This is a genomic window from Anaerolineales bacterium (assembly GCA_030583885.1).
Classification (GTDB): domain Bacteria; phylum Chloroflexota; class Anaerolineae; order Anaerolineales; family Villigracilaceae; genus Villigracilis.
Genome location: CP129480.1, coordinates 4,257,752 through 4,277,099, shown reverse-complemented (window position 1 = coordinate 4,277,099; position 19,348 = coordinate 4,257,752). Strand labels below are relative to the sequence as shown.

At 51.3% G+C, this 19,348-nt stretch carries 24 protein-coding genes and 2 pseudogenes; all 26 read right to left on the bottom strand.

Annotated features, from left to right (window positions below):
* Window positions 1-73: 73 nt before the first annotated feature.
* Window positions 74-394, bottom strand: coding sequence for a heavy-metal-associated domain-containing protein (locus QY332_21460; protein ID WKZ36180.1), 321 nt, complete (start codon window positions 392-394; stop codon window positions 74-76).
* A 30-nt stretch (window positions 395-424) separates the two neighbouring features.
* Window positions 425-1,804 carry a 4Fe-4S binding protein gene (locus QY332_21455; GenBank protein WKZ36179.1) on the bottom strand — a complete coding sequence of 460 codons (1,380 nt, stop codon included), beginning with the start codon at window positions 1,802-1,804 and terminating at the stop codon, window positions 425-427.
* A gap of 11 nt (window positions 1,805-1,815) precedes the next feature.
* The gene (locus QY332_21450; GenBank protein WKZ36178.1) at window positions 1,816-2,541 is read right to left on the bottom strand and encodes a hypothetical protein; all 726 of its coding nucleotides are present in this window, start codon (window positions 2,539-2,541) and stop codon (window positions 1,816-1,818) included.
* 227 nt (window positions 2,542-2,768) lie between these two features.
* Window positions 2,769-3,338, bottom strand: a complete 570-nt coding sequence (locus QY332_21445; GenBank protein ID WKZ36177.1) for a DoxX family protein — start codon at window positions 3,336-3,338, stop codon at window positions 2,769-2,771.
* Between the two features lie 355 nt (window positions 3,339-3,693).
* Window positions 3,694-3,900, bottom strand: a complete 207-nt coding sequence (locus tag QY332_21440; GenBank protein ID WKZ36176.1) for a hypothetical protein — start codon at window positions 3,898-3,900, stop codon at window positions 3,694-3,696.
* A gap of 21 nt (window positions 3,901-3,921) precedes the next feature.
* Window positions 3,922-4,299: a cupredoxin domain-containing protein gene (locus tag QY332_21435; GenBank protein WKZ36175.1), complete on the bottom strand. Its 378-nt coding sequence runs from the start codon at window positions 4,297-4,299 to the stop codon at window positions 3,922-3,924.
* Between the two features lies 1 nt (window position 4,300).
* Window positions 4,301-4,951, bottom strand: a complete 651-nt coding sequence (locus QY332_21430; GenBank protein ID WKZ36174.1) for a methyltransferase domain-containing protein — start codon at window positions 4,949-4,951, stop codon at window positions 4,301-4,303.
* Entirely contained in the window at window positions 4,932-5,678 is a 747-nt protein-coding gene (locus QY332_21425; protein ID WKZ36173.1) for a prolipoprotein diacylglyceryl transferase, read from the bottom strand. Before QY332_21425 ends, QY332_21430 begins: the two co-directional genes overlap by 20 nt.
* Complete coding sequence (locus tag QY332_21420) at window positions 5,678-6,229, bottom strand: TlpA disulfide reductase family protein (protein ID WKZ36172.1); 552 nt, start codon at window positions 6,227-6,229, stop codon at window positions 5,678-5,680. Before QY332_21420 ends, QY332_21425 begins: the two co-directional genes overlap by 1 nt.
* A complete protein-coding gene (locus QY332_21415; GenBank protein ID WKZ36171.1) occupies window positions 6,229-6,543 on the bottom strand; it encodes a hypothetical protein in 315 nt (104 codons plus the stop codon). The genes QY332_21420 and QY332_21415 overlap by 1 nt, the downstream gene beginning before the upstream one ends.
* A gap of 6 nt (window positions 6,544-6,549) precedes the next feature.
* A complete protein-coding gene (locus tag QY332_21410) occupies window positions 6,550-9,186 on the bottom strand; it encodes a heavy metal translocating P-type ATPase (protein WKZ36170.1) in 2,637 nt (878 codons plus the stop codon).
* Between the two features lie 133 nt (window positions 9,187-9,319).
* Complete coding sequence (locus tag QY332_21405; GenBank protein ID WKZ36169.1) at window positions 9,320-9,673, bottom strand: zinc ribbon domain-containing protein; 354 nt, start codon at window positions 9,671-9,673, stop codon at window positions 9,320-9,322.
* 12 nt (window positions 9,674-9,685) lie between these two features.
* Complete coding sequence (locus QY332_21400; GenBank protein WKZ36168.1) at window positions 9,686-9,859, bottom strand: zinc ribbon domain-containing protein; 174 nt, start codon at window positions 9,857-9,859, stop codon at window positions 9,686-9,688.
* A gap of 153 nt (window positions 9,860-10,012) precedes the next feature.
* Window positions 10,013-10,192: a YHS domain-containing protein gene (locus QY332_21395; protein ID WKZ36167.1), complete on the bottom strand. Its 180-nt coding sequence runs from the start codon at window positions 10,190-10,192 to the stop codon at window positions 10,013-10,015.
* Between the two features lie 92 nt (window positions 10,193-10,284).
* Entirely contained in the window at window positions 10,285-10,707 is a 423-nt protein-coding gene (locus QY332_21390; GenBank protein WKZ36166.1) for a rhodanese-like domain-containing protein, read from the bottom strand.
* Complete coding sequence (locus QY332_21385) at window positions 10,704-11,450, bottom strand: DsbA family protein (protein WKZ36165.1); 747 nt, start codon at window positions 11,448-11,450, stop codon at window positions 10,704-10,706. The genes QY332_21390 and QY332_21385 overlap by 4 nt, the downstream gene beginning before the upstream one ends.
* 43 nt (window positions 11,451-11,493) lie before the next feature.
* A pseudogene (locus QY332_21380) lies at window positions 11,494-11,604 on the bottom strand (cytochrome c biogenesis protein CcdA).
* Window positions 11,605-11,679: 75 nt separating this feature from the next.
* Window positions 11,680-12,234, bottom strand: a pseudogene (locus tag QY332_21375) (cytochrome c biogenesis protein CcdA).
* Between the two features lie 113 nt (window positions 12,235-12,347).
* The gene (locus QY332_21370) at window positions 12,348-14,042 is read right to left on the bottom strand and encodes a histidine kinase (GenBank protein ID WKZ36164.1); all 1,695 of its coding nucleotides are present in this window, start codon (window positions 14,040-14,042) and stop codon (window positions 12,348-12,350) included.
* Window positions 14,039-14,728, bottom strand: a complete 690-nt coding sequence (locus QY332_21365) for a response regulator transcription factor (GenBank protein WKZ36163.1) — start codon at window positions 14,726-14,728, stop codon at window positions 14,039-14,041. Before QY332_21365 ends, QY332_21370 begins: the two co-directional genes overlap by 4 nt.
* A complete protein-coding gene (locus QY332_21360; protein ID WKZ36162.1) occupies window positions 14,673-15,443 on the bottom strand; it encodes a DUF2085 domain-containing protein in 771 nt (256 codons plus the stop codon). Before QY332_21360 ends, QY332_21365 begins: the two co-directional genes overlap by 56 nt.
* A 9-nt stretch (window positions 15,444-15,452) precedes the next feature.
* Window positions 15,453-16,031: a DUF3105 domain-containing protein gene (locus QY332_21355; GenBank protein WKZ36161.1), complete on the bottom strand. Its 579-nt coding sequence runs from the start codon at window positions 16,029-16,031 to the stop codon at window positions 15,453-15,455.
* Window positions 16,032-16,094: 63 nt separating this feature from the next.
* Window positions 16,095-16,496, bottom strand: coding sequence for a FixH family protein (locus tag QY332_21350; GenBank protein ID WKZ36160.1), 402 nt, complete (start codon window positions 16,494-16,496; stop codon window positions 16,095-16,097).
* A gap of 22 nt (window positions 16,497-16,518) precedes the next feature.
* Window positions 16,519-17,505 (bottom strand): copper oxidase, encoded by a 987-nt coding sequence (locus QY332_21345; protein ID WKZ36159.1) that lies wholly within the window; start codon window positions 17,503-17,505, stop codon window positions 16,519-16,521.
* 199 nt (window positions 17,506-17,704) lie between these two features.
* Window positions 17,705-18,058 (bottom strand): hypothetical protein, encoded by a 354-nt coding sequence (locus tag QY332_21340; protein WKZ36158.1) that lies wholly within the window; start codon window positions 18,056-18,058, stop codon window positions 17,705-17,707.
* A 156-nt stretch (window positions 18,059-18,214) separates the two neighbouring features.
* A complete protein-coding gene (locus QY332_21335; protein ID WKZ36157.1) occupies window positions 18,215-19,327 on the bottom strand; it encodes a beta-propeller fold lactonase family protein in 1,113 nt (370 codons plus the stop codon).
* Window positions 19,328-19,348 lie beyond the last annotated feature (21 nt).

The window sequence follows — 19,348 nt, the reverse complement described above, 5'->3', positions numbered from 1 at the left end:
TTATTAAGCATATGGGTATCCTCCGAATTCGGAGGATACCCATAATAGTCTGACGACTTAATACACGACAATATCATGCAGATTCAATGTGGAATGATTGGCCCACAACCACAGCCTCATAATGATGCCGCCCGTCATTGCCAGCTTCGGCAACGGCATTGACCAGCATTGCTTGAGTGATCTTGCTTCCGTCAAAATACACTTCCACCAACCCTGACTCCAAATAAATCTCGGCGTGGTGAACACCATCAAGTGAAACGAGTCCATTACGTACTCGGGCGGCGCAGTTGACACAGCCCATGCCGGAAACTGCCAACAGAGTTGTATCGGCATTTTTTAGTACGCTATCCAAGACTGCTTTTTGAATGGGTTCAACATGACAATTTTGATCCATGAAATTTCTCCTTTAGAAAAATAATCTCGGTTACATTCTCATCGCCATTGGCAGGGTGAAGAGAACAACGTTCATGACGGTCAGGACGACCATCAACACGGCAAAGGGTGCAAAGGTTCCCCAGACCTTTTCGCCGGAATGATTCGATTTGGAGATGCGGTAGGCGGTGTAGAGGGAGCCGATAAAGCCAAGGGCGATCAAGCCGAATTGAAGCCACTGGATCTCCTGCATGCTGAGAATGGCAGGTGATGCACCGTGGGTCTCCATCCCAAACAATGCCATACCGGTGTATAGAATAGACTTGCCTTCCGCCAGCAGGTGGAACAGGTTATGCGCGATGTGCCCTGCCATATCCAGTGCGATTATGGCGTAGCCAAAGCGGGCAAAGTTTTCAACAAGCGTGGCTTTGTTGAATTTACTTGCGATCCAGGAAGTCAGACCGAGCAAAGCCACCGGGATGACAATGGCAGTTGCAAACGTGATACTGAAGGTGACGGCATAGCTGGTCGTGCCGGTTACGTTCTCCAGCCATTTCAACATGGATTCCCAGATTTCGAGCATGGTCACATTCTGGACGAATACGATACCCATAATGACCGCCGAAAGGAAAGCTTCTTCGATTTTCGGCTTACGGATGAACCACAGTTCCTTGGTAGGCGGGCGCACGGTCAATTGAATGGAGTTATTCGGGCAGCCCTTGATGCATTCTGCACACAGTACACAATTGGCGCTGGAGGTCATGGTCTTGGGGAATTCATACAAAGGGCAAGGTAGGGACTTATCCGTGCCTTTGTAACAGGCAGCGATGGTACAGGTAGCGCAAATTTCCGGAGTGCCACGCAAACTCAACATGCCGTTGCGGGCATAGTTACCTGAAAGACCGCCCAGAAAACAGACATATCGACAGAATGTGCGGCGTTCGTAAAAGGCACCGGAGACGATCACACCGGTGGTGAGGGTCAACATCAACACGCCGGAGCCAAGCGGGTTTTCCACCACGCCAAAGACGTGGTCACTCCAGGTAATGAAGATGAAAAGCGCATCGATGATCCAAATGCCATATTTCTTCAGGAAGCGCGGCGCGGGTTTGTTGTTACCGACAAAATTTTGTACAAGGTCATTGATCTTCGCAAACGGACAAATGGCGCACCAGAAACGCCCGAGGAACAAGAAGATGATCGGGATGAGCGGCCACCACAATACCCAGGTAAGAGCCGTTCCGAAGTTATCATGTGCCGATTCGGGTCCCAGAATGAGTTCGAACATGATGACCATAAAGATCATCAGGGTGGGCCATTGGATAATGCCGGGATACCAGCGGCTGCGCAGGAAACGGTCGATCCATTTGTTGTTTAGAAGGTTGCCGCCATTTAGTATGGATGGGTTGGGTTTGGGAAGGGATGTTGTCATGGAATTACCTCTTAAGCCTTTTGAGCAATGGATCTTCGTTTGGAAATGGCAGCCGCAGAAATGACCGTGGCATTGATGCCAAAGAAGCCAGCCAGAATGCCATATTTCGCATCAATGCCTGCAACCGCGACGGGCATTTCAACTTCATTCAGTTGCCCGTCCACTGTGAATTGAACATGGAATGTCCAGTCACCTGAACGATTCAGGGAGATACTCCCTTCATACTCACCGGCTTCATGCCCGGCTTCCAAAACAATTTCCTGAATGGCAGTTTCACCATGCTCATCCTCCGAACCGTGGCTGTCTTGCGATTCGCCGTGAGAATCTGCGTTTGCTTCATCAGTCGGTTCTTCCTCAGGCATATCCATGCCAGGCATGGAAGAAGCTTCCTCTTCAGTTGGTTCTGCTTCGGGCATGTCCATTCCGCTCATGCTGTCTGTATCGTGAGATTCCTCATTGGAGTCTTCTTCATGTTCAGACATATCCTCGTAAGGCGCTGCCATAATCATCACTTCTGCATTTGTCACAGGCATGCCCATTGCATCCGTGATCTGAATATGAAAAGCATTCTCGCCTATCTTGGGAGCATCAACTAACACAAGCCGCACATGATAGCCATTAACTTCTTTTTCGATGCCTTCTCCCTCCCCATCTGCTAGGACGCTTTGCAACGGCAATGCCAGTAAAAGAAAGATACTCAAACATGCAGCCAAAAATTGGAACATTCTATTTTGCATACGAAACCAGCCTCCTGATGTGAACAAAGTTGCCAAATCTTATCGTGTTCAACTTGAGATAAAGAGCGCGAAATGGCGCAACTTATAGCAGGCTGAATGACTTATGCCAAACATCATGATGTTTGTATGACAGTTTCTTGACTTATGGCTTACGACTCATTACCTTTCTAAAAAACAATCATCCCCTGATTAGTCAGGGGATGATTGTTCAAATATTTGTATATTGATTACTTACGCTGGAATAACAAACCGGGTTGCCAGGGGGTGCCCACCTGTACCAGAAGCCAGCGATCCAGACCAAGCCAACCGGAGGTTTTCCAAGCCAGGACGAGCAGGATCGAGAGGATCAGGAATACAGGATTGACAGAAGCCGAGCCCGCCATCATAAAATTCCAATTCATAAAACCGCCAATAAAAGCGGAGAACCAGATGAAGATGCCCAGGATCAGCGCCGCGCCCACCAGCAATTCGCCCACCGCCACGAGTTTGGCGAACCAGACGTAATTGCCGCTGTCCAGCATAAACTGGATGAAATTGCGATACCAATCGAAGGCGATCAATGGGCGGGCAGGTGCATCGGGAATAACGATGGCGCGCTCCCAGAAGCCCTTCAATGCTTCGCCGCCCTGCATCCAGGCGGGGTTGGTGATCTTGCCCCAACCCGATTCGATCCATTGGTATCCCAGATACAGACGGATGGCAAGCCAGAGCCAGGCAAACGCCTTGCCTTCGAACAGGGTTTTCGTAAAGGGAACATCAGCGAGTTGATATTCCCGGGATAAGGTTTGAGTAGTCATTTTTTCTCCTTTGAGGATGAATTTTGTCTTGCTTTGAACTCATCTTACAACTCCCATGAAATAATCAACAGCGCATTTCGACCTGTTTCGAAATGCGCTGATTTGCTTATGATATTTATCAGGAATGATTTCCTGATTGTCATATTGAATTAATCAAGAGGGTGTTCGATTTCACCAGCCATAAAAGGGTCGGGATTCAAAAGAAATACATCCAAACATGCCTGCGTACAGAAATATATCCTCTCGCCGTTATACTCTGCGCTGGGATATTTGGATGGATCCTTGATTTTTCCTCCACAAGCCGTTATATATTCCGGTTGTGGAGGGGCAGGGAGGATTTCGTTTTGGTCCAACGTCATTGTTTTCCCTTTCCATGATGTTGATTTTCATTCCTGAGCCAGAAGATAGTCACAGCGGTCGCGGTTCCAATCATGCCAGCCAGAACCATCAGACCGGATGCCGAGCCGAATAACATCCTCCATAATACGGCGAAAAAAATCACGCCAATGACAAATGCCGCAATGAAGGAAAGGTTTGGCATATGGATTTTTTCGTGTTTCATTTTTACATGTTCCTTTCGTCATTATTCCACGATCAACTTGCCACGTAACATTCCCATCTGGCATTGGAAGCCATATTCGCCTTCTTTGGCAGGGGTGAATTCAAGCGTGACTTGTTCACCTTCGGGTAATAATGCGTTTTGATTGAAGTCAGGGAACAACACTTTCTCAGAACACGCCGAACTTTCCTGGCGCGTGAACGTCAACCGCACGGGACGTCCTTTTTGCACAACGATCACATCGGGTGTGTATCCGCCCTTGACCGTGACTGCCACCTCCTGTGCGCCAGATGCAGATACCGCAACACGCGTCTGCGCCTTGGGGGCAAACCAGAAATACCAGGCGATCAATACGGTCAACGCGATTCCCGAAAGAATCACAAAGATTTGGATTTGAGTCATATCAAGTTCCTTTCATTGCTTGGATGATGGATAACGGACCGAACACCGTGACGAAGTTCTCCGCTTCTTTTATAGACCCGAAGCCTGCCTCTGCCACGAAGCGCGGGATCAAACCGTCGAAGTTATCGGCGGTTTCCTCGAGACGACGCATGTAGGTCGTCATGAAACGTGTCGTTGAAGAATGCGGTGCGCCAAAGTCAAGCACATACAATTCTCCATCTGGTTTGAGCACACGATGGATTTCCTTGAATGCGAGTCGTTTATCGTCCGTGATGAGGTGGTGAATGACCAGGCTGGTGACTACTCTGTCGAAGGTGGAATCAGGATAGGGCAGGGAGGAGGCGAGTCCTTCATCCCATTGAATATCCGAACCGCGAGATTTATCTAGCGCAATTTTCAATACATCAGGGTCGCCATCCACGCCTGTAACCTGCGCGTTCGGATGGATTTTTTTGAGCATGATGGTGAGCGTACCTGTGCCGCAGCCGAGATCGAGAACCTTCATGCCTGGACGAATGTTCGCGTGTTGGATCAACCTTTGTTTAAAAGTTTCCTCGCGCATGACCCATTTGAGCAGAGGATCATACAATGGCGTGAGCCAGCGAAAGCTCAAGGCAGGGATATAACGTTTTTTACCAGACGCTTGCCTCATTTGGTTCGATCCTTTCCCATTGTCTCAACAAGACAATGCAAATAATAAGAACAAGCAACCCCATCACTTGCGCGGCGCGATAACCATCCAGCCAGAGTACACTGTCGCCGCGGAAGGCTTCGAGAAAGACTCGCGCCAGCGCGGAAAGAGAGACGAACTGCGCAAAGCGAATTCCTGGCGCGTGGGCTGGAAGAACTTTTGGAAGCACGAGTGTAAAGATCGCCAGCGCAAGAAAGATTTCATAAAGTTGCGTTGGGTGACGATAATCAGACCACACGTACATTGCCCAGGGGACACGAGACGGCGAGCCGTAGGCATTTCCGCTGAGCAGGTGGGAGACACCAATTGAGATCATGAAGAATGCCAACCCAGGCGTGAGCGCATCCAATGATCGGCGAAACGGAAGTTTCTGACGATATCCATATATCAAGGCTGTGGACATACCGATTAGAAAACCCCCGATGGGAGAAAGCGTGCTTGTGCTCAGCGAGAACAAGCCCAATGGGTTTGCCACATAAACTGAGGCGTATTGCGCAGCATAGACAAGCCTTGCTCCGAGAATCCCGCCGAGCAATCCGTACCCAATCAGGTTATTGATTTTCTCCTTGTTTAAACCAAGGCGGGGGGCTTCACGCTCGGTGAATGTTGAGCCGATCCAAAAACCAATGAACAACATCAACAATGGCATTTGAAGCAGGAAGGGTCCAAGTCGAAGGTAAGGGAACATTACTCGCCCTCCTGCAATAGCTCTTCCACCTTGGATTGAATCAATGCCTCGCTCATGGGTCCGCCGACCACAACGGAACGAATTACTCCCTTGCGATCAATGAAGTACGAAGTCGGCAGGGCAGTGATGCGATACAGGTTCCCAGTCGCATTATCGCGGTCGAGCGCGATGGGAAAAGTTAAACCGATTTCTTTTGCAAAATCAGCCGCGGCTTGTTCTGAATCCTGGGCGGTGAGGTTCAAGCCGATCACCACAAAGCCAATGTCCTTGTAACCGCGGTACGTCTTTTCGATGGCTGGCATTTCCAGACGGCAGGGTGGGCACCACGATGTCCAGAAGTTGACCAGCACCACCTTGCCGCGTAAATCGGAAAGCGCAACTGTGCTGCCGTCCAACAGGTCGAGGGTGAAGTTGGGCGCAGTGAAGCCTTCTTTGGCAACTGCATCCTGCTGCGCTTTAGGCTGGTCGGGCGAGACGCGCGAGAAAACAGTCCAGAACATTCCGAGAATCAAAGCCCAGGTCATCCATGTGATAAAGCGGGAGTTTTTCATTATGGTGTTCCAGACAGTGATTGCAGTTTTTCCCGCAGCATATGGACAGTGGGAAATCCCTTGACGCCTTCAGGCGTGGAATAGACGCGGCAACTCATCGAATACGTTTCGCGTTCCTCATGCCATAAATCCATACCATCAACACGAAAATGAGGGGAACCGAGGAATTTCAAACGCTCCGCATCTTCATCGGTCTCTACTTTCACCATTTCCACAGTGGCGGAGATTCCCTCCTCTTGTAAAGCAGTCCGAAGACTTTTCAAACCAGCTTCCCAGGAGGGACAACCATCGAAATAGAGAAGTTCAATTTTCATAACAGCTCACTTTACACTAAACTTCGGTCTGAAGCCTCGCAGGCGGTTGGCATTGCCAACTACGGTCACGGATGAGAATGCCATTGCTGCCCCCGCGATCAATGGGCTGAGCAACAATCCAAAGAACGGGAACAATACGCCCATAGCAACAGGGATACCCAACACGTTGTATATAAAGGCGCCAAATAGGTTTTGGTAGATGTTGGTCATGGTAGCGCGGCTGACTTCGATGGCAGTCACCACACCTTTGAGACTGCCCTTGATCAGCGTGATGTCCGAGGCTTCGATGGCGACATCCGTGCCTGTTCCGATGGCGAGACCGACATCCGCTTGTGCGAGCGCGGGGGCATCATTGATGCCATCGCCAACCATCGCGACTTTTTTGTTTTCCGCTTGCAACAGGTGAACGTTGTTTGCCTTATCTTCGGGCAATACTTCCGCCAGCACGCGCGTGACCCCAACCTTGCGAGCAATCGCTTCAGCGGTGCGGCGATTATCGCCGGTGATCATCACAACTTCAATGCCCATACCTTGCAGAGCTTTGATCGCTTCGGCAGAATCTTCCTTGACCGTGTCTGCCACGGCAACAATACCAGCGGCTTTGCCGTCAATTGCGACGAACATTGGGGTCTTGCCATCGTCGGCGAGCGATTTGGATCTATTCTCCAACTCGCCCAGCGCGATGTTCTCTCGGTTCATCAACTTGAGATTGCCAATCAGGATATTTCGTCCTTCAACCTTCGCGGAAACGCCATGTCCAGGGATGGCTTCAAAATCCTGCACATCGGTCAATTCCAGTTTTCGCGCCTGTGCTCCGTCCACAATGGCTTGCGCCAGGGGATGTTCACTGACCTTCTCAACGGATGCCACCAGGCGCAACAACTGATGGCTGTTACCATTCATGGAATTGGTAAGGATGACATCCGTTAACTCAGGCTTTCCCTTTGTAATCGTGCCCGTCTTATCCAACACCACGGTTTGAATGGCTCGCGCAGTTTGCAGGGCTTCGCCAGAGCGGATGAGAATCCCATGTTCCGCACCTTTGCCAATGCCGACCATCAAGCTCATGGGCGTGGCAAGACCCAAAGCGCAGGGGCAGGCAATGATGAGCACGGTTACACTGGTAACGAGTGCATATACCAATTGCGGTTGAGGTCCAATCACGAACCAAATGACGAACGTCCACACGGCGAGAATCATCACGATGGGTACGAAATAACCAGAGATGGTATCGGCAAGACGGGCAATTGGTGCTTTGGAATTTTGCGCGTCCTGCACCATCTTCACGATCTGCGCGAGAGCCGTATCCTTGCCGACCTTCGTGGCGCGGAATTTGAACGCGCCTGTCTTGTTCAAGGTCGCTCCGATCACCTCATCTCCCTGTTTCTTGGAAACTGGCAACGACTCACCCGTCAGCATCGACTCATCCACGGCAGAACTGCCTTCGACGATAACGCCATCCACGGGTATTTTCTCACCGGGACGGACCTGGATCACATCGCCGACCAACACTTCTTCTACAGGCAGATCAAGTTCTTTTCCATTGCGAATCACGCGGGCAGTCTTCGCTTGTAGACCCAACAATTTCTTGATCGCCGCGCTGGATTGTCCCTTGGCGCGTAGTTCAAGTGCCTGCCCCAACACAACCAATGCAATGACAACTGCAACTACATCGTAAAACGGCTCGGATGTCCCTTCAGGAAACACGGACGGAAATGCAATGGCAAACGTTGAATACAACCATGCCGCGCCGGTACCGAGCGCGATCAAGGTGTTCATGTTGGCTGAGCGATGTTTGAAGGCCGCCCACGCACCTGTGAAAAAGTCATACCCGGAATAGAACAACACAGGTAGTGTTGCAACGGCGGAAAGAACCCATGACCATCGGATGGTCTCCATTGACAAATCCCGGATGCCGGGAACGTATTGCGGGTATGCGAATAACAACACCGGAATGGAAACAATTGCCGAGAACCAGAACATTCTCATCAGCCGGATGTATTCACGGGCATGTGCCTCTTCTTGTTTGTCTATTGGCGCGCCAGTCAGCGCAGGACGTGGCTTGTATCCCCAAGCCTCAATGGCTGCATTCAATTGTACAAGGGTTGCCTTTTGGGGGAGATAATCCACGCTCGCTTCCTGTGTGGCAATGTTGACCGTTGCGCTTAATACGCCATCTGTGGACTTCAGTTCATCCTCGATGAACTTTACACAGGAGGCACAACGCAGGTTCTCGATTCCGATTTTGAGATTCGACCCGCCAGGTTGAAACCCCGCCAAGCGGATGACTGCCGCCATTTGCGGAATGTTCACCTTTTTGGAATCATATTCCACCTGCAACACACCCGCACCTGCATTGGTGGTTACTTGATGAACGCCCTCCAGGGCGCGCAAACCAGATTCCAGGGCGGTGACAGGTTTGTAAAACGGCAGATCGGCGACGGGTAGTTCGATGCGGGTGAGCGTCCGTTCGGGATTAAAACCCGTTGTTGCCGAAGTCATCACATAATGGTGCGGGTCGATATCGAACTGTTCCACGCAGGATTGTGAGCAAAAATACAACGTCTGCCCCATGTGTTCGCGCTCGGCGAAGGCACTTTGGGGTTCAATTTCCATTCCACATACAGGGTCACGGACAGTCATGGTTGCCTACCTTTTATAAAGATGCCAATAGTGTATATCCAATAGACGATGGCAGGGAGCGGATTTCAGCCTAGTGGTATATAAGCAAAATAGCCTATCTTCCGACAGGCTACTTTGAGAACGCGAGGTTACTTTACTTCAAGGAATTGCCGCAGTAGGGGCAAGTCTGCCAATCGGCTTGGGTGCCCTTTCCGCAGTTGGAGCAGGGCGTCAGGGATGAGGCTTGGGGAGGATTTCCTGTATTTCGCACCAGGGATGCGACACCAAACCCAATGAGCACGAGGATGCCGATGGGGATGAGCCACATGAAGATCATGCCCAATCCCATTCCGAACCAGCCGAAGGGAGAGTAGCCCCAGTTACCCATCATGCCATAACCGCCCATCATGCCATATCCACGGTTGCCCCATATCATGCCGCCTCCGAAAAGGAACAGAGCAGCAAGAACAGCTACGATGCCAACGATCCACCAGTTACCTTTTTTCATTTTGACTTCCTTTCATAAAGTTTGTCCGCAGTGCGGGCAGTTTTTCCAGTCGTTTTGCGCAGCCTGTCCACATTTGTGGCAGGTACGGCTTGCAACGGGCTTGAGCGCATTGACCAGATTATTGCCAGAAACGCTGTAGACGATCAAACCGACAAGTACTAAAGGGACGATCCACATGAGAAACATACTGTACTCCTTTCGATGATCCAAGAATACCCGGCATGATTAAAGAATGTGTAAAGGCACGGCAAAGAGTGATTGAAGATTTTGTTTCGGCAAATTGTCTAAAATAAAATAACCTGCCCAGTGGGCAGGTTACCTGAGGAGAAGAGGATGGAATTAATGATGATGCGCGTGTTCATCAGTCTTGCTGAGATACTTCTCGGGATCGGCATCAAACGCCTTCTTGCAGCCAAGCGAGCAAAAATAATACGTTTGCCCCTTGTATTCGGATGTGCCGGCAGCAGTAGCGGGATCGATATCCATGTGGCAAACGGGGTCATGTACAGTGGTTGTCATAAGCTGGTCTCCTTTCCTTTGTATTATGCAATTAATAGACAGCCTCAACGAGAGCCATATTACTGAGGCTCTTATAGGCAATTCTGCCTATTCTATTTCTCGATTTCGCGTCCTGTCTGTTCCCATGCCACCATGCCGTCTTCGAGATTCCAGATATTGGTATACCCGAGCGAAACAAGTTCCTCTGCCGCAATTGCGCTCATGCGACCACTGCGGCAATACAGAACGATCCTTGCATTTTTATCCGCTGGCAACTGCGCCAGATTTTCCGGCGCACTGATCTGGTCGTAGGGAATGGACAGGTCTGTATCGGCAATGTTCCCTGCGAAAGGAGTATGCACATTGACAAGGATAAGATCCGTGTTCTTCAACATCGTGTCCAAATCGACAGGAGTGATGTTTTTATAGGAACCGTCAACGGTTGTAACCTCTTTGCCCGTAATCTCTTCGACGCTGCTCTGGCAGGCGGTCAGTGTCACAAGCAGAAACAAGGATATGAGGAGTATCTGTTTCATGGAATTTTTCCAGCCAACTCAAGATCGATGATCTGTTTGAACGCTTCAAGAGGTTGCGCGCCAACGATTGCCAGCCCGTTGATGAAAAATGTTGGGGTGGATTGAACGCCAAGGTTGAGCGCAAAATCCATATCCTGTTGGATGGCGTCCTTATATTTACCTGAATTGAGACACTCCTCGAAAGTGACTGCATCCAAATTGAGGTCAGCGGCGATCTGCAGGTACAACTCACGCCCAAGTTTGTCCTGATTCTCAAAAATCCTGTCATGGTAATCCCAGAAGGCCCCCTGTTCGTTGGCGCACATCGAGGCTTCCGCCGATGGAAGGGCTTCGGGATGAATGGATGTCAGGGGAAGATGACGATAGACAAAACGGATTTGACCGGGATACGCCGCCAGCAATTGTGCAGCCGTCTCATCCTGGAAGCGTTTGCAGAACGGGCACTGAAAGTCGCTGAACTCGACAATTACGATGGGTGCATCCACCGGTCCCTGGCTGGGAAAGCCTTCGAATGGGATTTCATAACGGGTGAATTGCGGTGCCTGTGTCGCTGCCGGGGCTTCGACAATGGGTCCCTGGGCAACAGATGGATTATTGACAATCGCTTGTTGTGAACGGGGGGCAAGCCCCCAGACAACATAACCCGTCAATATGCCGATGGCAAAAGCCAGTATCACCAGGACCGAATAAAAATGGGTTCGTTTAAAGGTGATGGTATCTTCCAAATTAATGGGGGAATCCATAAGGGTATCTTCTCTAAAAATATTATGATCTTTGTATCGTGTGCCCGCTCAGATAACCAAGATAGGCAGGCACGAGCGGCAGGACGCAAGGTGAAAGAAATGACAATAGACCGGCAAGGATGGCGGTGAAGTATGTCGGCGCGGCAGAGAACAGGGTAAACTTTTCGATATATAGACCATTCTTGAATGCCCAGATCGCTATCAGACTCATTGTGTTCGTAAGAAGCAGAACACCAATGGCAATGATGAAAACACCGCTGGCAATTTTGAAATACTTTTGATAGGGTCGCATGCGTTTGATCCAGCCTGAAGCGCGCTCCAAACCAAGCGCCATCGCCAGGAAGGGAAGCCCCAAACCAAGCGAGTACCCTGAAGATAGCCACATCGCCTGTCCGACCGTTTGCTGGCTGAGCCCCATTGTTAGGATTGCGCCCAGTGTGGCACCAATGCATGGGCTCCAACCTGCTGCAAAGAAAATGCCCATTAACGCCGAGCCACCATAGGTTCCGCGCTGACCTGTGTATTCCGTCCGGGTATCATAATAAAACCAGGGAAGGCGAATTACATCCAGAGTCGCCAGTCCGAACATGATCACGATCACGCCGCCTAATTGCGCGATAACCCGTTTGTATGCGCCGAACAATTGACCCAGCGCCGTCACCGAGCCGCCCCAGCCGATTACAAACACCAATGAGAAGCCGAGGACGAAGAGCAGCGCATGTAAAAATATTTTCAAACGTTCTGTTTGGGATGGAAAGGGGGGAATCGCAGTATCAGAGGTCATGAGTCTTCCTTTTCAATAAGGATATAACATCATGATACGCAAATCCCCGCCCCTGCATTAGCGCAGGATGGCGGGGAAATCGGTAGGCAAAATGGCTTATGACCTTTATCGCTTTACAAGCGAATTTCGATCCTGGTTCCCTGTCCTTGGGTGGACTCAATTCCCAGCCGTGCCCCGATCAGGTCCGCACGTTCATGAATACCGAGCAGTCCAAAATGCCCGTTGGGAGCAAATTCCGTCGGGCTGGCAGGAGCGACAAAGCCGTGGCCATTATCAGAGATCATCAGTGTTATTTCCGAATCAGAATAACGGATGGACAAGTCGGCACGAGTCGCCCCGGAATGTTTAGCCACATTATTGAGCGCTTCCTGCGCAATGCGATATAGCGACAATTCCACCTCGCGCGAGAGACGACGTTCGTTACCGGTTTTTTGAAAATCAACGATCAGAGAATTAACCTGGCTGATCTCCCGCGCCAGCATTTCCAACGCAGTGACCAGTCCCAGATCTTCGAGATAAATGGGACGCAGCGCCCGTGTCAGGCGGCGCAGGTTTTCGATGGTCTGCTCCGCCAGATTTTCGAGTTCCTTAAGGGATTGTTTTCCATTTTGATCCTTGACCGATCTCTGCGCCAGTTGCACCCGTTGTTTCAATGCAATGACCGCCTGAATGGTGTCGTCATGCAGTTCCCGCGCCAGTCTGGCACGTTCTTCTTCCTGTGCCGAGGTGATCGCGCCGATGTAATCGTGCAATCCCTCCTGAGCCGCCTGCACTTTACGCGACATTTCGGTCAATTCCATTTGCAGGTGTTGGACCTCAGATATGCCGCCAACTGACTCCTTTATGGCTTCGAAATCCCCCCATGCCAGCGCCGCCGCCTTGGACTCAAGTTTTTGCAGGGGCTGGACGATCTGTTTGGCGCCGAACCAGATGGCAATCAATGCCAGGATGAAGGCGGGCACCATTACCAGCGGAGCCATCTGGGTCAATTGCAGGGAGGGGCTGATCACCATTTCCCATTCCTCCTCCGTGATCAATGCCCAGCCTGCAGTTTCAATGGGGCTATAGGCGACTACATGTTCCGTCGCTTCCTTTTTCACATACAGAACGCCACTCCTGCCTGCCAGAGCTTCCGCCACTCCAGGATGGTCCGCATCCAGGCTTTCGCGTTCGAGCGCACCGCTGACGAACAAAATACGGCGGGAATTATCCAATAGATAGATGGTCACGTGACTGCCCGCCGGGTAGGTGGGTGTCAGGGTTTCGGACGCGAGTGTCTCGGGTGAAAACGCGCCGGCGACAATCACATCGCGGGAGTCAGAATAGGCTGAGATGATGACAAAGAGTTGGTTGGAGTTTGGATCCAGGGTCGGGTCGGAGAAAACAAGTTGAGGGCTGGATGAAGAAGCGAGTTTGATCGAGTAGGAGTTTTGGGATACCCATCCCCAAAATCTGTCATTCCCCGTTTTCTCGATTAAGTGCCCATCCGTATTTAGAAAGGCAATCCCCCCGTTGAAATCCTTTGCCAGGTCGGTGGTGGTGGCAAATATATCCTTGAAGGAAATATCCTCGGATGCCAGCACCGCCATGCTCGAAACAGTCGCCATGCGATGATGAAGTTCGGATTGCAGCGCTGCGGCGGCGGACTGCACGGCGCGTTCGTCACGTTCCCCGACCAGGGTGCGCATGTCCTGCTGGTGCATGTTGACCCCGCCGAACGCAATGAACAATAACAAAAGCGTCAGCGGCAGAACCGTGACGGCAAAGAGTTGCGTCAGACCGCGCCAGCCTGGCAGGATTCGTTTCATTCTTCTGGAATATTGCCCGAGCTTTGTGAGATCAACCCCAGCGCCACCCCGCGCATGACAGCCTCGGTGCGGCTGTTGGCTTGCAGTTTGGCGAAGATGTGCGCAAGATGTCCCTGCACGGTGCGGTCGCTGATATTCAGTTGCACACCGATGGATTTGTTGGTGAACCCCTTCGCCGCGAGTCGCAGCACATCCAGTTCACGGTCAGTTAATGGTTCGACGATCTTTTTTTCCGGTCCTTTGAAGATGGTGGACATCAACTTGCTGGTGATGGATGGATCGAGTGCAGACTTACCTTCATAGACATCACGCACCGCCTGGATCAGCTCATCCGCCTGCCCAGTTTTGAGGACATAGCCATTTGCACCTGCCTGCAAAACCGCCATCACGTAGGGATCATCGTTATAAGCGGTCAGGATTAACACGCCCACTTCGGGCAGATGGGCACGCACCCATCGTGTGACTTCAATACCGCTGGCTTTGGGCATCTGAATATCAAGCACGGCAACATCCGGCTTGTGTTTTTGGATTAAGACCTGCGCCTCCTCCCCGTCTCCTGCCTCGGCAATGACCTGGAGGTCGGTCGCACTCTCAAGCAGTTGTCGCACCCCTGCACGGACGATATGGTGGTCATCCGCCAGGAGAATGCGTATTTTGGTTTTTGATTTGCTCGATGACTTTGGCATGGCTTAATGTATCCAATTGCTGATTATAAACTTGTGATTGATTAATGAACGGGAAGGCAAGCCAGACAAGACCCAGCCCCGCCAAAAGCCCGGTAAGGAAGCGCATGAGCGAGTTGAACGATCCCAGCGCATCACCGGCGTAAAACGTTGCAGGAAAGGTGTTGTTTGTCAACACTGCCAGCCATGCATTTGTATCACGAAATCCATTTCCGATACCGGCAAAATCGCTGACCATGTGTGTTCCACCATCCAGCGCCATCGGCAGCAGGAGCAGAATAAATCCCCACCAACTCAAAGTCTTTATCGTGTGTCGGAAGGGATACCACAATGCCGCAAAAAGCCAGACGCTGGTATAGAACGAGATCATGCGATCCGACCACGCCACCTTCCAGCCCATCGGTTCGTTGCCGATGAATTGGCGCAGGATCATGGGATTGGATGTGTTCTGCCAGACCGCCTGGATTTCGCCCAGGGAATACATGGTCTTTTCGCCGAACCAAAAGAGGGAGCGTTCCGGGAGTTGGTGGCAGAAGAACGAGTAAATGAAGTAGACCGCCCTGCCTGCACCCGTCCAGCCGATCTGCATGAAAACCGGCGCAAGGAAGGGAACAAATACCCAAACACCATAGATGGTCAGAAAAACGGCAAACCAATGAGTGCCTATCCACTGAAAGGCATTCGTTATTTTAGGGGCATTCAAGGTGGTTGTTGACATTTTATTCCCTCATGGGGCGTTTGGTTCAGGGGCGCGATTGAGGTTGGCGCGGTAAAAAGCTTTGGCTAAATCCATGTCGAAGATCTCGAACCTTTGAATCCGCCCCCAGGAGGTTAATGCGACCGGAACATCAATGGAATTCCAGGGATAGGCAATCAGCTTCACTCCACCCAGGTCGTTAATGACCGTGCGGATCTGTGATTTCAACTCCGCGCATCCCGTCTCATTCAGCAGGTCGCAGTTGTACCAGATGATCACATACCCGTGCTCCAGGTTATGGACAAGATAAGCAGCAGGATATGTATAAATATTCTCTTCATAAAACCCCGCCTGGGCTTCGGTTGCATAATGCAATCCGGATGTTGGCGGGTCGGAATTATATTGTCCCGGGTCAGAGTCGGTGGGGAGATGCGGATCGCTCTTCATAATGGCAACTGCCTCCCCTGCGGCTGGTTTAATCCCCTGCCAGACCATGACTCCAAGGATCACCAATACGGCGAGTCCGGTTCCGCCCCAGATGATGCCTGCAAGCAGTTTTTGTTTTCTATTTCTTTGTTGAATGTGTTGTCGTCTTTGTTTGTTGTTCATGAATTCACTCTGCCGGCTGGAAAGCAGGCGTCACATCGGGTAACGCCTGCCTTCGACGGCTGATTATTGCACTTTGAACTCGATATCTTCCTTGTAATCCAGACCATCCTTGCGGACATACACGGTAATCTTCCAATTGCCGCTCATGCTGAAGTTGGCATTGATGGAATAGCGCCCTTCACCCTGCTCGGTGGCGAGACCGCTCATCCCCATGCCGGTCATGTCCGTGTGGTCGGCAGAAACATCCACAGTCGCACCCTCGATGGGCTTGCCATCTCCATCCGTGATCGTCAGGATCAATTCCATGTCGCCCATCATGGCAGGATTGGGATTGGTCTCCACCTGGATATTTACCGGACTCGATGATCCTGTCTCGACTGGTGCAACAGGCTGTGCGGAACCGCCGCAAGCCGCCAATACACCTGCCAGCAAAACCAACATACTAATAAAGAACATCTTTCGCATTTTTACTCTCTCCTTGAGTATTTTATTCAACGACTTCGATCATCAACATCAAACCACCTGGTTCAACATTGTCGTTGGTGGTGTGGTGCAGGATGTGACAGTGCAACATCCATTGTCCGGTCTCTGTGGCGACGAACTCAATGTCGTAGCGTTCTCCCGGTGCGACACTGACCGTGTCCTTGGTCAACTGTGCCACCTCGGGGACAGGATGCCCATCCGTCGCCACGATCCTGAAGGGTACACCATGCAGATGCATCGGATGAATGAATTGACCAATCGCGATGAAACGCAGCCGAACCAGATCGCCTTTCTTGACAGTGATGGTTTCGGTGGCAGGGAAGGACTTGCCGTTGATCGTGAAGTAATTGGGCTCCATCCCACTCATGGGCATGGCGGCATACGTTTGCCCATCCGTCATACGCCATTCCGAGATCATCAGGGTTTTATCCACAACGGGTGGATTGGCATCCGGTTCCTTTGGGTCAATGATGAAGGGCGCATAAAGCCCGGCGCCAACCTGCACATCGCCCTCATAATGCGAGTGATACATGAACGTCCCTGCCGGCTTGGCGGTGAACTCGTAAGTAAACGTCTCACCCGGCTGGATCGGATCCTGGGTAACGCCCGGAACGCCGTCCATTGCATTTGGGACTTCGACTCCATGCCAGTGGATCGTAGTTGGATCGGGTAATTCGTTCTTTACGATCACCCGAACCTGATCACCTTCCGTAACGCGGATCATCGGTCCGGGAACGGTTCCGTTATATGTGAATGCGGTGACGGTCACTCCATCCAGGATTTCCCATTGAACAGCCTTGGTGGTTAACTCAAAGACCTTGACGCCATCTTCCAGGCGGTATTCCAAGGGCTGTCCGCCATCAGCTTCGGTGGCAGGCTGGACGTTGGGAGCCGTGATCGGCTCCATCATATGAGCCGCTTCGGGGTTTTCCATCATCATGCTGCCCGGGGTGGGCGTCCCATCCGCCATACCTGAATTGTCATTATTCATGGGCATGTCCCCATTGGAGGCTGTGGCTGGCGCGCAAGCCGATAATATCAAAGCGAGACTCGTTATTGTAAAAAATAAAATCTTCTTCATTATGGTTCCTCTGCAAAGTTGGAATAGTGCTTGAATATAAGGATTTCCCCTTGATCCATCCAGCGCAATTTGACGCGGGAATCCATAGGCAATATTGCCTATGTGAATATCAGACAGAAACTGCCGCCCTGATATCCAATGCCTCTTTGATGGAGGCGACCAACTTTTTATCTATCCGTTGGGATGGGTCATCGGCAATGGAGAAGCGCGTTTGTCCGTCACTTCCGTGCAGGATCAGTGGGACAGGTTCAGCAGACTCCCCATAAACCATTAGAACAACCATCTGGCAATCACAGTCCGCTGTGCCATGATGCGGGCAGGGACAATCCTGCTGGGTATGTCGCGCGGTATGCAGGTCAAAGGTTTGCAAAGCCCGCAAACCACCTTGCAATAATTTTTTCTTCGCTGCCTGCAAAGCCATGTCGCAGGGCAGATCAACAATCAGGAAGGAAGATGTGGTCATGGAACACCTCTATCATTTGGATGTTCTCCATTGTAGGTATGTTTCCAATCGAATAGGAGAGCCGCGTGGCGTATTCGGGCTTAGGCAATATTGCCTATAAGAAATCCCCTGTCATTGTACCGACAGGGGATTTCTTGGGCTGCAAACTTCAGATTCTCACGGCATGGGCATATTCATGCCACCCTCCGGGATTTCAAGTTGAATTTCCGCAGAGACATTCCCCGGCGCGGGAAGCGGCGAGAAGCTAATGCCATTGGGAGCCATGCCCGTTGGGACGGTGGCGACAACCGCCATTTTTTCCAAGTCAATGGCCGATACCGTGTCTTCATAGATATTCGATATGTAGGCGTATTGGCTCGATGGATCAATCACGACTCCGTGTGCGCCCTGCCCTGTTTCAATGGTTGCAATCACCTGGAAAGTCGCGACATCCACAACCGACACAGTGGTGCTTGGGGTATCCTTTGTCCCCTGATTGGCGGTCAGAACAAACTTGTTGTTGGGGGTCACAAAAACCTGGATCGGACCTCCGCCCACATCCACCTTGCCGACCAGTTTCTGCGCAGCAACGTCCACCCTGCCAAGGGCGTTTTCACCGTTGAGGGAGAAGTAAACAAACTCACCGTCGGGCGAAAAGCCCACTTGAACAGGACGCTCGCCAACTTCTATATCGGCGACCTTCACATCCTGCGCGGTGTCAATCACGCTCAGAGTGGTGGATTTGGCATTGGCAACGTAAACCCACATCCCGTCGGGGCTGACGCGCAAACCGTGAGGATACTCGCCGACCGGGATCGTGGCAATGGCAGACATCGCTTCCACATCAATCACAGTGACCGTATTATCCCCGCCGTTCGTGGCATACGCTTTTTTGCCATCGGGTGTCAGCACGATATGTGCGGGCATCATCCCGGTCGGCACGACACCATGAATCTCAAAAGTGACGGCATCGATCATGATCGCCAGTGAGTCGTGCCCGCTCACCGCCCAAACAGTTTTGCCATCCGGGGCAACCTGTAGGTTGTGGGCGCCCTCGACTCCGGTAAGCGTGGTCAGGACTTGATTCGTCGCCGCATTGATCACGGTAATGCTGTTGCCCTCCTCGTCTGCCACCCAAACTGTTCCATCCAATCCTGCAACGGGTTGATCCGGTTGGGTCTGGGCGGGTTGTTCGGTCATTTCAGGTTTCGCCGGCGCGCCACATGCACTCAAGACAACCGTGGCGATGATCAGCGCGGGCATAATCTTCCAAATCAAAAACTTATTCATATGGTTCAACTCCTTCTGGTT